This window comes from Paenibacillus sp. A14 (assembly GCF_036864815.1).
Lineage (GTDB): Bacteria > Bacillota > Bacilli > Paenibacillales > Paenibacillaceae > Fontibacillus > Fontibacillus sanfengchensis.
The window spans coordinates 138,225-151,204 of sequence record NZ_JBAGJD010000005.1; the positions used below are offsets into that span (position 1 = coordinate 138,225).

12 protein-coding genes, 4 pseudogenes, 1 CRISPR repeat array and 1 riboswitch are annotated in these 12,980 nt (G+C 43.8%); of the genes and pseudogenes, 15 read left to right on the plus strand and 1 reads right to left on the minus strand.

Going from position 1 to position 12,980, the window contains the following annotated elements:
- Positions 1-12: 12 nt before the first annotated feature.
- The 13 genes and pseudogenes from V4U88_RS27020 to V4U88_RS15205 all read left to right on the plus strand — a co-directional run.
- A pseudogene (locus V4U88_RS27020) lies at positions 13-135 on the plus strand (spermidine synthase); the annotation flags it as partial.
- A pseudogene (locus V4U88_RS15150) lies at positions 133-450 on the plus strand (spermidine synthase); the annotation flags it as partial. The pseudogenes V4U88_RS27020 and V4U88_RS15150, both read left to right, overlap by 3 nt.
- 23 nt (positions 451-473) lie before the next feature.
- Positions 474-569, plus strand: a riboswitch (guanidine-I (ykkC/yxkD leader).
- 101 nt (positions 570-670) lie between these two features.
- A complete protein-coding gene (locus V4U88_RS15155) occupies positions 671-1,012 on the plus strand; it encodes a DMT family transporter (protein ID WP_334074091.1) in 342 nt (113 codons plus the stop codon).
- The gene (locus V4U88_RS15160; protein WP_334074092.1) at positions 1,009-1,323 is read left to right on the plus strand and encodes a DMT family transporter; all 315 of its coding nucleotides are present in this window, start codon (positions 1,009-1,011) and stop codon (positions 1,321-1,323) included. The genes V4U88_RS15155 and V4U88_RS15160 overlap by 4 nt, the downstream gene beginning before the upstream one ends.
- 458 nt (positions 1,324-1,781) lie before the next feature.
- On the plus strand, positions 1,782-2,573 hold the full coding sequence (locus tag V4U88_RS15165) for a sensor domain-containing protein (protein ID WP_334074093.1): 792 nt from the start codon (positions 1,782-1,784) through the stop codon (positions 2,571-2,573).
- A gap of 463 nt (positions 2,574-3,036) precedes the next feature.
- The gene (locus V4U88_RS15170) at positions 3,037-3,489 is read left to right on the plus strand and encodes a hypothetical protein (RefSeq protein ID WP_334074094.1); all 453 of its coding nucleotides are present in this window, start codon (positions 3,037-3,039) and stop codon (positions 3,487-3,489) included.
- 626 nt (positions 3,490-4,115) lie between these two features.
- Positions 4,116-4,952, plus strand: coding sequence for a YitT family protein (locus V4U88_RS15175; RefSeq protein ID WP_334074095.1), 837 nt, complete (start codon positions 4,116-4,118; stop codon positions 4,950-4,952).
- Positions 4,953-5,341: 389 nt separating this feature from the next.
- Positions 5,342-6,293: direct repeats of the CRISPR family, unit length 32 nt; unit sequence GTCGCACCCTATGCGGGTGCGTGGATTGAAAT.
- A gap of 53 nt (positions 6,294-6,346) precedes the next feature.
- Entirely contained in the window at positions 6,347-6,613 is a 267-nt protein-coding gene (locus V4U88_RS15180; RefSeq protein ID WP_334074096.1) for a hypothetical protein, read from the plus strand.
- A gap of 127 nt (positions 6,614-6,740) precedes the next feature.
- Complete coding sequence (locus V4U88_RS15185; RefSeq protein ID WP_334074097.1) at positions 6,741-7,481, plus strand: RQC-minor-1 family DNA-binding protein; 741 nt, start codon at positions 6,741-6,743, stop codon at positions 7,479-7,481.
- A 224-nt stretch (positions 7,482-7,705) separates the two neighbouring features.
- On the plus strand, positions 7,706-8,734 hold the full coding sequence (locus V4U88_RS15190; RefSeq protein WP_334074098.1) for a TOTE conflict system archaeo-eukaryotic primase domain-containing protein: 1,029 nt from the start codon (positions 7,706-7,708) through the stop codon (positions 8,732-8,734).
- Positions 8,735-8,787: 53 nt separating this feature from the next.
- Positions 8,788-10,128 (plus strand): DEAD/DEAH box helicase family protein, encoded by a 1,341-nt coding sequence (locus V4U88_RS15195; protein WP_334074099.1) that lies wholly within the window; start codon positions 8,788-8,790, stop codon positions 10,126-10,128.
- Positions 10,129-10,391: 263 nt separating this feature from the next.
- Complete coding sequence (locus tag V4U88_RS15200) at positions 10,392-10,832, plus strand: hypothetical protein (protein ID WP_334074100.1); 441 nt, start codon at positions 10,392-10,394, stop codon at positions 10,830-10,832.
- Positions 10,832-11,350: an RNA polymerase subunit sigma-70 gene (locus V4U88_RS15205; protein ID WP_334074101.1), complete on the plus strand. Its 519-nt coding sequence runs from the start codon at positions 10,832-10,834 to the stop codon at positions 11,348-11,350. The genes V4U88_RS15200 and V4U88_RS15205 overlap by 1 nt, the downstream gene beginning before the upstream one ends.
- A 246-nt stretch (positions 11,351-11,596) precedes the next feature.
- On the opposite strand, the pseudogene V4U88_RS15210 reads toward V4U88_RS15205, so the two are convergent.
- Positions 11,597-12,225: pseudogene (locus V4U88_RS15210) on the minus strand (FtsX-like permease family protein); the annotation flags it as partial.
- Positions 12,226-12,254: 29 nt separating this feature from the next.
- Between V4U88_RS15210 and V4U88_RS15215 the strand changes: the two are divergent.
- Both V4U88_RS15215 and V4U88_RS15220 read left to right on the plus strand, forming a co-directional pair.
- Positions 12,255-12,395, plus strand: a pseudogene (locus V4U88_RS15215) (SDR family oxidoreductase); the annotation flags it as partial.
- A 116-nt stretch (positions 12,396-12,511) separates the two neighbouring features.
- A complete protein-coding gene (locus V4U88_RS15220) occupies positions 12,512-12,874 on the plus strand; it encodes a hypothetical protein (protein ID WP_334074102.1) in 363 nt (120 codons plus the stop codon).
- Positions 12,875-12,980 lie beyond the last annotated feature (106 nt).

The following is a 12,980-nucleotide window of genomic DNA, read 5'->3' on the forward strand; positions in this document are numbered from 1 at the left end:
GGGGGAATTGAATTGGAACTTTGGTTTACGGAAAAGCAAACGAATTCTTTTGGCATCACCGCTAAAGTCAAAAAATCGCTTCACACGGAAAAAACTCCCTACCAACAGCTAGATCTGATTGAAACGGAAGAGTTCTACGCTGGCATTGCTAATGCACTGAAGAAAGACGGTATTTTCGCAGCTCAAACCGATAACCCTTGGTTTAAGGCCGAATTGATTCGCAAGGCCATTCAGGATTCCAAGGAAATTTTCCCCACAACCCGTCTGTATATATGCAACATTCCAACGTATCCTAGCGGGATGTGGACATTCACCATAGGATCCAAGACACATGATCCGTTGACTGTGAGCCCGGATCACTTCTATGGTATGGATTTGAAGTATTATACACCTGAACTCCATAGAGCCTCTTTTGTTTTGCCTAAATTTGTCGAGGATCTATGTAAATAAAACTGTGCTGCCCCAATAGAATAGATTAGGTTTTCTAGGGTTCCGCAGCTATTCTGGTCTGGTCCGAGAGAAAACCCACAGCATTGGCTGTGACACGGAAGGAGAAAAGCCTGGGAGATCACTGTTGAACAAACAGTAATTTCCTCGGGCTTTTTGTATTTTGTCCCCATTTAGCAAGGCACCATAAAATAAATATTTTTAAACAAGGAGTGTGAAAGGCATGAATAAAACCTGGTTGTCTGTCATTATTGCCGCATTATTTGAGGTGGGATGGGTCATTGGACTGAAACACGCAAGTGGAATGATGGAATGGGCGGCTACCGTGGTAGCCATCATAACAAGCTTCACATTAATGATCAGGGCTTCCCGCTTCCTTCCTGTGGGGACCGTTTACGCGGTCTTCGTTGGGTTGGGGACAGCCGGCACCGTTCTGGCGGATCTTATTCTCTTTGGGTCCTCGGTTCAACCCGTAAAACTAATACTTGTCGGCGTTCTCTTGCTAGGTGTAATTGGTCTCAAAATGCTGAGCAAAAAACAAGAAGGGGAGGCTAGTCATTCATGAGCTGGGTGTATCTTATCATGGCAGGAATTTTTGAAATGACCGGGGTTCTTATGATGAATAAATTAAATAAAGATCGCAATGCGGTCTCGTTTCTGTTATTGGTTGCGGGATTTGGCTTAAGCTTTTTGTTTCTGTCTTGGGCCATGCAAACCCTGCCGATGGGAACGGCTTATGCGGTATGGACCGGAATAGGCGCCTCCGGAGGAGCCGTCCTCGGGATGATATTTTACGGGGAACCCAGAAACTTCTTAAGAATTTTATTTATAGCTATGGTTCTCGGTTCTGCCGTAGGGCTAAAGTTGGTTAGCTGAACTAGTGCCTCATCAGACACTAAAATCGTATGGGGCCCACGGCGATCAAGTTGCCTAGCGCACTTTCCAACTCTTACAACTCTTCCAACTCCAAAAAGATGCAAATCTGCAGGTATTTAAGCCGATTCTCGAGGGAATGCGAAAAAAGATGCAAATCTGCAGGTATTTATAGCGATTTTAGAGAAACGGGCCGGTGTCGTCGAAAATTCCTGCAGAATTGCAGGAATTTTCATTTTTTTGTTCCGAACAAGAAAAAAACATGCAGATATGCAGGAATTCTATTTGTCATCAAGGTTTTTGGAAATGAAACTGGCTTCATAGGCGGTTATCCCTCCGTATCCTAGTCTAAAGTCTAGGTTCAGACACCCCCTAAGACGGTTATGTCACGCAAATAAGGCGGATATAATGAACTTATATTTCTGAACGTGATATATGAGGCTAAAAGGAGTGTTTGAACAATGAAGGCAACAGAAGCGACCGACATGGCGCGGGCAGGCAAGGTGAATTGGGTGCTTTTTAATCCAAAAACCTATGCGACGATTCTCTATTTATTGCTAGCTCTCCCGCTAGGGATTATTTATTTTACAGTAGCGATAACAGGACTTGCACTATCCATCGCTTTAACTCCCATATTTATCAGTATACCGCTGTTTTTTGGGGTAGCCAAGCTGTTGAATGGGATTGTGCTTTTTGAACAAAGCATGATTAGACAAATTTTGGGTTTACCTACTCCTTCCGTTTCGTATACCTCCAATCCGCAGTCTGAACCCGGGAAGAACTGGTTCATGCGCATGGTGAGAGGTTTTGAGGGTGGGCTCTTCATTCGGAATCTGCTGCTCGTATTACTAAGATTCGTAACAGGTATGGTATTCTTTGTTATTATGGTAACGGCGATTTCACTGGGATTAGGGTTTATTGCACTCCCCGCCGTGCATATCATTTTGATGAATGAAATGAAGCTGGATATTTTAGAAAACAGCTTGTTTAGTTATTTCCATATAGATTGGACGTATAATCAGCAATACCTCCTGTACGTTGGCGTTGGCCTTGTACTTTTCTGGGTCGCGCTGCGCGTCGTGAATGGGCTCATGCAAATTCAGCGCAGAATCATGTATGTAGATGAGCCCTATCAGCGGCCGTCCGTGCCCATGGAAGCTCAAATGCATGAGCCCGTGCAGTCGCCATATTTTGAGTACACAGAGGATCTGTCCCCTCAAGGGATGATGCAGCCGGCGCATAGAGAGCTTTAGAAGCTCTCTTTTTTTAATCCACTTCTTAGCGTATCGTACCTCATCAACACACTGTGGCGATTTGTGGTATTCACAGCCGTGGTTCGCCTCCATTTAAAAGACTCAAAAACGAACACCTTATAGTAACAGGCGATTACCAGACAGCGCCCCCTTACCGGGCGGTATTTTGTTGAAATAAAAAAAAGAGCACCAAAGGGTGCCCGCATAAAACATTAAGCGCGATGCTTTCTATGCTTTTTGGCAACTACCAATACCTTCTGACCTGGTTTAATAATAACAACAATTTTATGGCGAGGTTTCATGAGCTCTACCCCCTTCCTAAAATTAACATATGCAAGTCTGCTATTAATGACTGTGCTTTGAACATTAGGGGATTGAAATTTAGGCTAAAACAACCATTGTTGTTGTCAATTCGGCAGTCGGCAGATTATGTTATTATATTTAAAGAATTTAGAGGGATATTATGAAAAATTATGGATTTCAATTTTCACTGATAGGTCTTTTGTTATACGCATTACAGCTACTTCCTAATATAATTTGGAAGCTTGTGCCTCCAGCAAATAATGTGCTTACGAAAAACAGTTCTGCCTATAATATACTGAATATTATAGAGGGATTGTTTGGAGTAATAACGGTCATTCTAATGGTTGTTCTGATAGGCAAAGTCGAAGGACGCAACAGCAACCTTTATATTGGACTGGCCATGCTGTTTTTGGCAGCCTATTATATTTCTTGGATTTTTTATTATAATGGGGTGGTTGCTCCTTGGTTACTCATCCTAGGAATTGCATCCATGCCACCTTTGTATTTCTTTTTTGTCGGACTTTGGATGAAAAACTATGTCCTCCTCGTTCCGTGCGCTATTTTTGGAATGACGCATATTTTGATTACGTGCATGAATTATTTGAGATATTGATATAACGAAAGAGGCGACACTACATACTTAGTGAAGCAAGATCTTCTACCCCTTAGGGAAGAGGGTCTTTTTTTATTTGCCGACTTGGAGAATTCTTTGAAATTTGCAATTCCTGAGAACTTCCTAGAGGTAGCAGAAAAGCATGGTTTATTTTTTTAAAATGCAACCAGTACATAACATATAAAGTTTCGTTACCCTGAGACTCGGCGGGTGACCAGACGAAATACCGGTATGGCGGCGATAACAACCGGGTATACATGGGCATGTCCGTTGGAACGTATGTTGGAGACATCAACCATTTGCAGAGGGAGTAAGGCCGAAGAGACTAGACCGAGTAAGATTCTGCTTCTCAACATGCAAAATTCCTCCCGAAATTCATGTTATGTAACTCAAGGTTCGATCTAAAAATCATAGCATACGTGCGAACGCGGAGGAACGTGTCAGTTTAGATTGGAATGTCGGTATAGTCCTTTTCTGTGTGAATTGGATAGCGAATTAAAGTGTCAAAGTTATATTGACTTTATAGAAGTAAGTGGATACGATGATCTGGTTGTTAAGTGTGCTGCAACCCCAGAGTCGGCAAATCCGCCCGGCGATTCAGTTAGAGGAGAGAGGATTAGAAAGTTATGAAAAAGAAAATTGCGGATATCGCATTTATCATTGTGGGTGCCTTTTTATTTGCGCTGGCCGTCAATTTGTTTGTCATCCCGAATGAGTTTGGCGAAGGGGGCGTTACAGGGGTCACGATTATTCTATACTACTTGTTTCAGTGGTCGCCTTCGGTAGTTAATATAGTGATCAATGGCTTGCTGCTGATTGTCGGCTACAAATTTCTGGATCGGCAAACGACGCTGTATACGGTGATTGCGGTTGCCTTTAACTCGCTGTTTCTGCATTTAACGGAAAACTGGAGGATTGATTCGCATGAGCCGACCATTAATGCGATTTTCGCCGGCGTGCTGGTGGGGATCGGAATCGGTCTGATTGTGCGGGTCGGGGGAACGACGGCGGGAACCGTTATTCTGGCCCGGATCGCCAATAAATATCTCGACTGGAATATCAGCTATGCGCTGTTGTTTTTCGATCTGATCGTGGCTTTTTCCTCCTATTTTATTATTGGTGCGGAGAAGCTGATGCTGACGATCGTAATCTTATATGTGGGTACGAAGGTGATGGATTTCATTATTGAGGGGCTGAATCCCAGAAAGGCCGTTACTATCATTTCGGAGAAACAGAACGACATCGCCGAGATGGTCATCACCCAAATGGACCGTGGAGTTACGGTTCTGTCAGGCCACGGATACTATACGAAAAATCCGAAAGAGGTCCTATACATCGTCATCAACAAGCAAGAAGTGTCCACTCTTAAAAAGATTGTCAGATCCATCGACAAAGCCGCGTTTCTCACCATCCACGATGTGCGGGATGTGTTTGGAGAAGGGTTTTTGGATATTTCCAAGTAGGAGCACGGATTTGTTGGGAATAGGGTTGAGGACGTTGAGCTAAGGAAGAAGCCACAGAGTGGTGTAAGGAAATAACCAACGAGCGAACCCGATCAGACTTCAAGTGATGATATAAGCGTTAAGGCTTTCTAAAAAAGGGGATTTATATTATTTTGGTAATAGGATGAAATAAATATCTTTTCAACACCGTGTTGGTTGTAAAGGGGCATGCATTAGTTGGTGCGAATATGAAGCGAACATGATTTTCCTGGGGGATTCGCACCAAGAAAATTACTTTATTTTACATAAAAGTTAGCTGATTATATGATGAAAAGATGAGGATTCGCTGATTAGAGAGACAATTTTAGTAATATTTTCATTTTATTACTTATTCTATATTGAAAATCGGAGTCGCACCCTATGCGGGTGCGTGGATTGAAATTCCCATGAGTCTTACAACCGAAACGTCTAATGCGTCGCACCCTATGCGGGTGCGTGGATTGAAATGCTCAATTTACAATACTCTGCTATTTCTTCCGGGGTCGCACCCTATGCGGGTGCGTGGATTGAAATACCCTGCCATTTACCGCCTATGATCCGTTTGCATACGTCGCACCCTATGCGGGTGCGTGGATTGAAATCTCGATCTTGAAATAGGTATACGCCGCAATCAATGTCGCACCCTATGCGGGTGCGTGGATTGAAATCTACAAACCGTGTCATTTTGCTCTGGCCCCCTTGTCGCACCCTATGCGGGTGCGTGGATTGAAATCAATTACTCTTGTTTCTCCTGGGCAAATCAGAACGTCGCACCCTATGCGGGTGCGTGGATTGAAATCTCGTACCGAGGCCCTGTTGGAGTAATCGTTGACGTCGCACCCTATGCGGGTGCGTGGATTGAAATGAAGACATGCTGCACCCATTCCTCCACATCACGGTCGCACCCTATGCGGGTGCGTGGATTGAAATTACATCAAGTGGTGATTTCCTTTATTTTCCGACGTCGCACCCTATGCGGGTGCGTGGATTGAAATGAAGTAGAAAGACTACAAACAGCCGCAACAAATGGTCGCACCCTATGCGGGTGCGTGGATTGAAATCAATTCTTCATCCGTCATTTGCTCGATGTTTTCGTCGCACCCTATGCGGGTGCGTGGATTGAAATTCCACTATGTCTTCCTCCTTGCTGTTCTCATTGGTCGCACCCTATGCGGGTGCGTGGATTGAAATACAGGCCAACAGTTATTTGAAATCTATGAATTTGGTCGCACCCTATGCGGGTGCGTGGATTGAAATACAGGCCAACAGTTATTTGAAATCTATGAATTTGGTCGCACCCTATGCGGGTGCGTGGATTGACTTCAGTAATACGACATTCGCCAGTTGCAAAGTGAAAGAAGGGAGGACGGACCTCATTGGGGAACAAGAAAAGTGCGACAAGAGTAAAACAAGCCGCCAGAAAAAAAGCCGCAATCACAACCAGAGCAGCAAGGCGGTATGAAGCCGAAGCACCTTGGTCTGATGAGACATTTGCATTTATCGCAGGATATACGGAGTGGGGGTTTCCGTATGGTATTACCTGGGCAGAAATGGAGAGTCTATCCGATCAAAATAGCCTTAATGCTACGCTTCCCCCCGAAGATGGAAGCCATCGCACTCTCCTCTGGATGAGAACTGGCTGATTAACGAAAGGTCGGAGCGCGAGGAGGTGCCTTTTGACCTGGAACAATTTCTACGGTATTACGCCAAGGCAGACCTATCAGTAACGAAGTTTTGACCAAGCTAGAGAAAAGAAACGGGGGAATCCGAATGTCAATGAAACCACGCATACTGCCATTGCCGGATCCTGAACTGCGAGTTATTCTGCGAGCTGCTGACGACATTATCGCCGAAGGCGGAAGGACACTTCTCTCGAAAATTTTGAAGGGCTCCAAAGAACGAAAGTTGCTGGAACTTGGATTAGATCGAAACCCTTCGTTTGGTTATTATCAAGATTTAACATTACAACAGATTATGGATAAAGTGGATCACATGATTCGGACAGGTTTTCTGAAAACGGAGGCCAATGGTAAGTACCCCACCGTTGTATTTACCCCATATGGATGGGTGATCGAAAAGGAAAGACGGGCTCAAGAGTTTTTAGAAGAATGGGATCGTTGGCTGGAGAATAATGTAGCTCCGCTCAATATGGAGTATTTGAAAGATCGGAATCGAGGCATGATATTTTTATTTTTGTATAAAATTTTATGCTCCAGGAATAAAAAGTATATTCCGTTTTTGACGTTGTGGGAACAAATCGAATATAAAAAAGTACAGGCTGAAATACGCAATGTGATCCTAGCGTTGAAACAGAGCGATGATATGGATGACACGGAATGGAAACAGTTATTGACGGAGCGAGGTCAATCCCTAATCATTCGCTCACGGTACCCGATTATTTTGGCGTGCCAGTCATGTGGCGACCCCTTTGTATTTGATGAGACAAATCCTGAATATTACACGAGTGAAGGTTTTCGGCTTCCTGCCGAGTGTCCAAACTGCCATTTATAATGTGTGTACCAACACCAAGGCTGTGGTTAATGAACCATTCAATTCACGATTTTTGTTGTTATGTTAATTCCCGGGGGGATTCGTACCCTACGCAGGTTCGTGGAAATTTACTGTATCACTACTGCCGGGTTGGTTATGGATACGGTGAAAATGCAGGTTCAACAGCAAATATCTTGACAAGTAGCCCGGAACAGCTGGGCTTTTTGCATATTCCCGGAGGAGATATGAACAGCATTGAACATAAGTTTCATCTCGCATTGTTGGAAATTAAACGATTAAAACAAGAAAATGAAAAGCTGAGGAGAGAGTTATCTCAATATCAGCCGACCTCGTCAATTACTGAAAATGCGAATACCGAAAATAAGGGTAGCGTATTGGATGACATTACGATTAGCTCCGTTCACAATTATTCATCTCCTGCAGATAAGGTAGAGTTGTTTCGAAGTTTATTCAAAGGGCGGGAAGACGTTTACCCGGTACGTTGGGAAAACAAAGCCGGGAGAGCGGGTTACTCCCCCGCTTGCGGAAACGAGTGGACCGTGGTTTGTAAGAAGCCGCAAGTGAAATGTTCGGAATGTTCACACCAGGATTTTTTGTCCGTAACCGACGAAGTGATTAGTCAGCATTTGGATCCGAGAGTCAATCGTACAATCGGGGTCTACCCGATGCTCCCGGATGAGACATGCTGGTTTCTCGCCATGGATTTCGATAAACAAACTTGGCGGGAAGACGCCTCGGCTGTCATGACAGTGTGTAGGGAGCATGACATCCCGGCCGCTTTAGAACGTTCCCGTTCGGGGGACGGAGGACATATTTGGATCTTTTTCATGGAGAACATCGATGCGGGTATGGCCAGAAAGCTTGGCTGCGCAATTTTAACGATTACGATGAGCCGAAGATACCAGGTCGGTTTATGTTCCTATGATCGTCTTTTTCCGAACCAGGACACGCTACCAAGAGGAGGCTTTGGGAATTTAATTGCGCTCCCTTTGCAAGGAGTACCTAGAAAGAAGGGCAATAGCGTTTTTGTCGATGATGATTTCCAGCCTTATGAGGATCAATGGAAATTCTTGGCCCAAATAAAGAAAATAGATCGGCAACAAGTTATGGATTTTGTCCAAATCGCCGCCCGCAGTGGGAATATTCTTAATGTTGGATACGTAGATTCGAATACGACGGAGAAAATCCGTGGGAACAGCGGCAACCCTCCCATGCCGATAAACGAATCCATGGGCCGATGCCTGCGGAGATAGGGGTTGTTTTATCCGATAGGATCTATGTCGAGAAAAATGGCCTGCCGCCAGCCATGATCAACCGAATTTTTCGCTTGGCCTCCTTTCAAAATCCCGATTTTTACAAGACTCAGGCGATGAGGTTGCCTACATTCGGTAAGCCGCGTGTTATTAGCTGTGCGGAGAATTTTCCTAAACATATCGCGCTTCCGAGAGGATGTCTGCGGGAAGTTCTGGATCTTCTGCATCAACACGCTATTGAATCGGTGATTACCGATGAGCGAGTGACAGGAAGCCTTGCTGACATCACGTTTAATGGAACTCTGACGATGTTGCAGGATACGGCCGCAAGGTCGATTTTAGCTCATGAAACAGGAGTCCTCTCGGCTACAACCGCTTTTGGTAAGACGGTGGTAGCTGCATCCATCATGGCCAAAAGAAAAGTAAACACCTTAGTGCTGGTCCATCGCCGTGAACTAATGGATCAGTGGAAAGAGCGGCTTAGCGCATTTTTGAATATCGATCCCAAAAGGATCGGCATGATTGGCGGCGGTAAAGAAAAGCGCACCGGTCAGATTGATATCGCCGTCATTCAAAGTTTGAATCAAAAGGGCACGATTAAAGAATATATCAATGAATATGGCCAAATTATTGTTGACGAATGCCACCATGTGTCGGCCTTTAGCTTCGAGCAGGTGCTGAAAAGAGCGAAGGCAAAGTACGTGTTCGGCTTAACCGCAACACCGATCCGCCAAGATGGACATCACCCCATCGTTCTTATGCAATGTGGGCCTGTTCGTTTCCGGGTAGATGCGAAGTCACAGGCGGCTGCCCGCGGAATGAAACATAAAATTATCCCTAGATACACGACTTTTCGGTTATCAGAGCAGTTAACCAATCCTGGTATACAGGATATTTATCAGATGCTGATCAACGATGAGGAAAGAAACGAAATGATTTTTGATGATTTGCTGAAATGCCTGGATCAAGGCAGATCGCCTATCCTATTGGCTGAACGTACGAGTCATGTGGAATATTTTCAAAACCGGCTGGAGAAGTTTGCGAAAAATGTAATTGTGCTACGCGGAGGCATGGGAAAGAAGCAGCGTGAGGCACTGCGGCAAAAAATGGCCAGCGTGCAAGATCATGAAGAGCGTGTGTTAATTGCGACAGGCAAATTAATCGGCGAAGGATTTGATGATCCGCGCTTAGACACGTTGTTCTTAGTTCACCCCATTTCATGGAAAGGAACATTACAGCAATACGCAGGCCGTCTGCACCGTTCCCATTCCAATAAAACGGAAGTTCAAATCTATGATTACGTAGACCTGCAGGTTCCGATTTTAATGAACATGTTCAAGAAAAGGGTCAAGGGATACAAGGCCATGGGGTATACAGGGATGGGGTTGGTGTAGGTTGTCTGCAAAGTAGCAATCAAAAAGCTATCTGCAACAGAAGGGCACTGTTTAAGATAGCTTTTGATTTGATTAACGATAAAAATATTAATATTTTTTCAATCCACAGAGTTGGAGTTATCTCTGACAATTCGAGTATACAATAATTAATATTGACAATTCAATATAAATATTTTTATAGGATATTGATTCTTGAGTTACTCAAAATATATAATGAAATCAAGGGAATCTCAAATTTAATTACGAAGAGGAGAGATGGATCTATGGAGAAGTTTTCTGCTCACAATGAAGAAGACAGGTATTCCGCATATGATTGGATTTTACCTATCCCGCCTAAACCGATTTTTTCAATCACAGTGTCGGATGAGAAGGGTTTTTGCATTAATGAGAAATTACGAAGAAACATTCCAGAGAGAATAAAAGTAGGTATAACTTCAGATGGATCTGAAATTGGAATTTTAGAGGAAACAGAGAAGGGCTATCGTGTCCCCAAGAATGGAACTATTAAAGACTGGAACTTAGTTCAAGAAATTAAAACACGTGGAGTTAATTTACCGGCAAGATATTTAGTTGAGAAAATAGATGAATTCTGGCAGGCGTCATTAACCCCTCAGATTCTGCCCACAACCCCTCCTAAGAAGATACCCAAAAAACCAAGAAAAAACGGACTTAAAGCTATGTTGCCCAAAAAAGAGATAAAGTGATGAGACAAATTACTGAAGAAGATGTTTTGAATTCATACATGACTCTTGTTCTACAGGAATGCCAAAATTCTTTTAAAGGCATCGAGTTGGAGGATCGTATTGTAGAGAGCAGTCTCGCACTTCTATATGCAATCCGCACTTATAAAACGTACTATGGAAGTTTTGAAGAGTATATGCTTTTGCAGCTTAGAGAACTAATGAAGCAGAAAAACAAGGAAGCTTGGGCTGTAAAAAGAATAGAATCTCGTATTTCCTTAGACGCACCGCCAATTGCAACTGACCGGTCGCTCAAGTTACAGGATTGTATAAGTGCGATTCCACAAGATGAAACCCTTTTTGATGTGAAGTGTTTTATTGAAAGTTTGTCGTCTATAGAGCAACGTGCTGTCTTACTTCTAATGGATAACCAAGGCATTTCTGCTGTATCTAATCAACTTGGGCTTTCCAAATTACAGATCCAGTCCGTAGTAGAAGATCTTCGAAATAAAGCGGCAGCTTATTTTTTGGAATCAATCTAGCTTTTTTGCAAAAGAACGAAATGAAGTGAAAAGTTCATAGTTAGGGCGCATTGTGAATTTACTAAACCACGGCGCGCTTTCATACTTATGGAAAAAGGACAGCGATGAGGTGTATCTTTGCGTTCTATCGAAGATTTTGATTCGAGTGGGATACGCTGTCCAGTCTCCGCCTGCGGCTAGCTGAAGAAGACAACCGGGCTGACCCGAAGGGAATCCGGTGACGGGAGTCTCTAGGGAGACATCATATTATTCTATACTTTTTAAGGATTCCATCATGTTGATTTGAGACACTTTTCTCCGAAGCAGCAGGTTGGAGAGAATGGTGAGCACGGATGCGAGCATAACGGCTGTCAGTATCACGACCGGATTTAATTGATCCGGGATTTGTTGATGGGTGCTCGACAGTGCCTTTACAACAATGGCATACATATAGCCGCCGTCGGTAACGCTATAATGACCGCAAAGGTAGTAAGCAGGATGTTCTCAAAAAAGATCAGCCGATTTCTTTAAATCCGTCTTATCTGCGATGTTCTCGACTTGCGGCTCTTGTTCAAAGAAGTGACGCACGCGGATCAGGTCGGTTGCGTTATTGGCTTCAACGAGAAGCGAGCTCGGACTGTAGCCGATGCCAAAGCTCTTTAAATAAGTGGGCGTAGCATAGAACGATGGATTCGAATATTGATTGGATATGTGTTTAAATCGTAGGTATTCACTTCTTCAATTTGGTCTGCTACTTTTTGTAGGGCCGATTGAGTGCCGAAAGCAGTGATCAACAATACCGTGCTTACCACAACACCAACGGAGCTTGCTAACGCTTTTTGTTTATTTAAAAATATATTTCTGAAAATGAGTTTGTAGCTATAGGAAAGATGACTCTAGATTCCTGGGATTCTTTGAAAGCCGTCAGTTCGGCGCCAGCTTCTCGATTTTCGGAAGGTGGGGAGAACCTAAGGGTATTGCGGATATCGCGGCATTTCTCGCATCTTCAGAGGGCGGTTGGATTACGGGTCAGGTCATCGACGCTAGTGGCGGTTCGCACCTATAAAAAGGGTTGTGTTACCCAATTGGAGGTATAGACCAACAACAGCTTAAGAAACGTGGGGGGCTAGCTGGTATACCTTTATATGTGATATATTAACCGAAAATTGGCAGGTGACCTGAATGAGCGAACAATTCTGGCTAGTGGTACAGTACCCCCTAAAAAGCGCAAAAGGCAGCCAACGCGACTACTGGTTAAGAGATAAAGTAATGGAATACCTGGAGATCTCTCTGGCGAACGCTGACTTAGGTTATGTCGATGGCTTTGATATGGGGAAATGCATTGCCGACCCGAAACAATATGCTCTTAATATATTTTGCGTCGTTGCGGAAGAAGAACGGAGTATCGCCTTGATAAAACGAGTCTTAAGAGAGAGCCGGCTTGATTATACCCGTATAAAAATTGCTACCATGCCCTATGGAAAAGAAGAAGATTATACTCTGAAATATGCGTATAAAAAGGGGGTTACTGATTTTTCGTTATAGCATGATATTGGGTATGGCACCGCTACAAATCATTTAAGGCTGTACCCCAGGTCCGATAAAATCCCGGGATACAGCCTTATTCCTTATCAGGTGGGCTCACCTGATT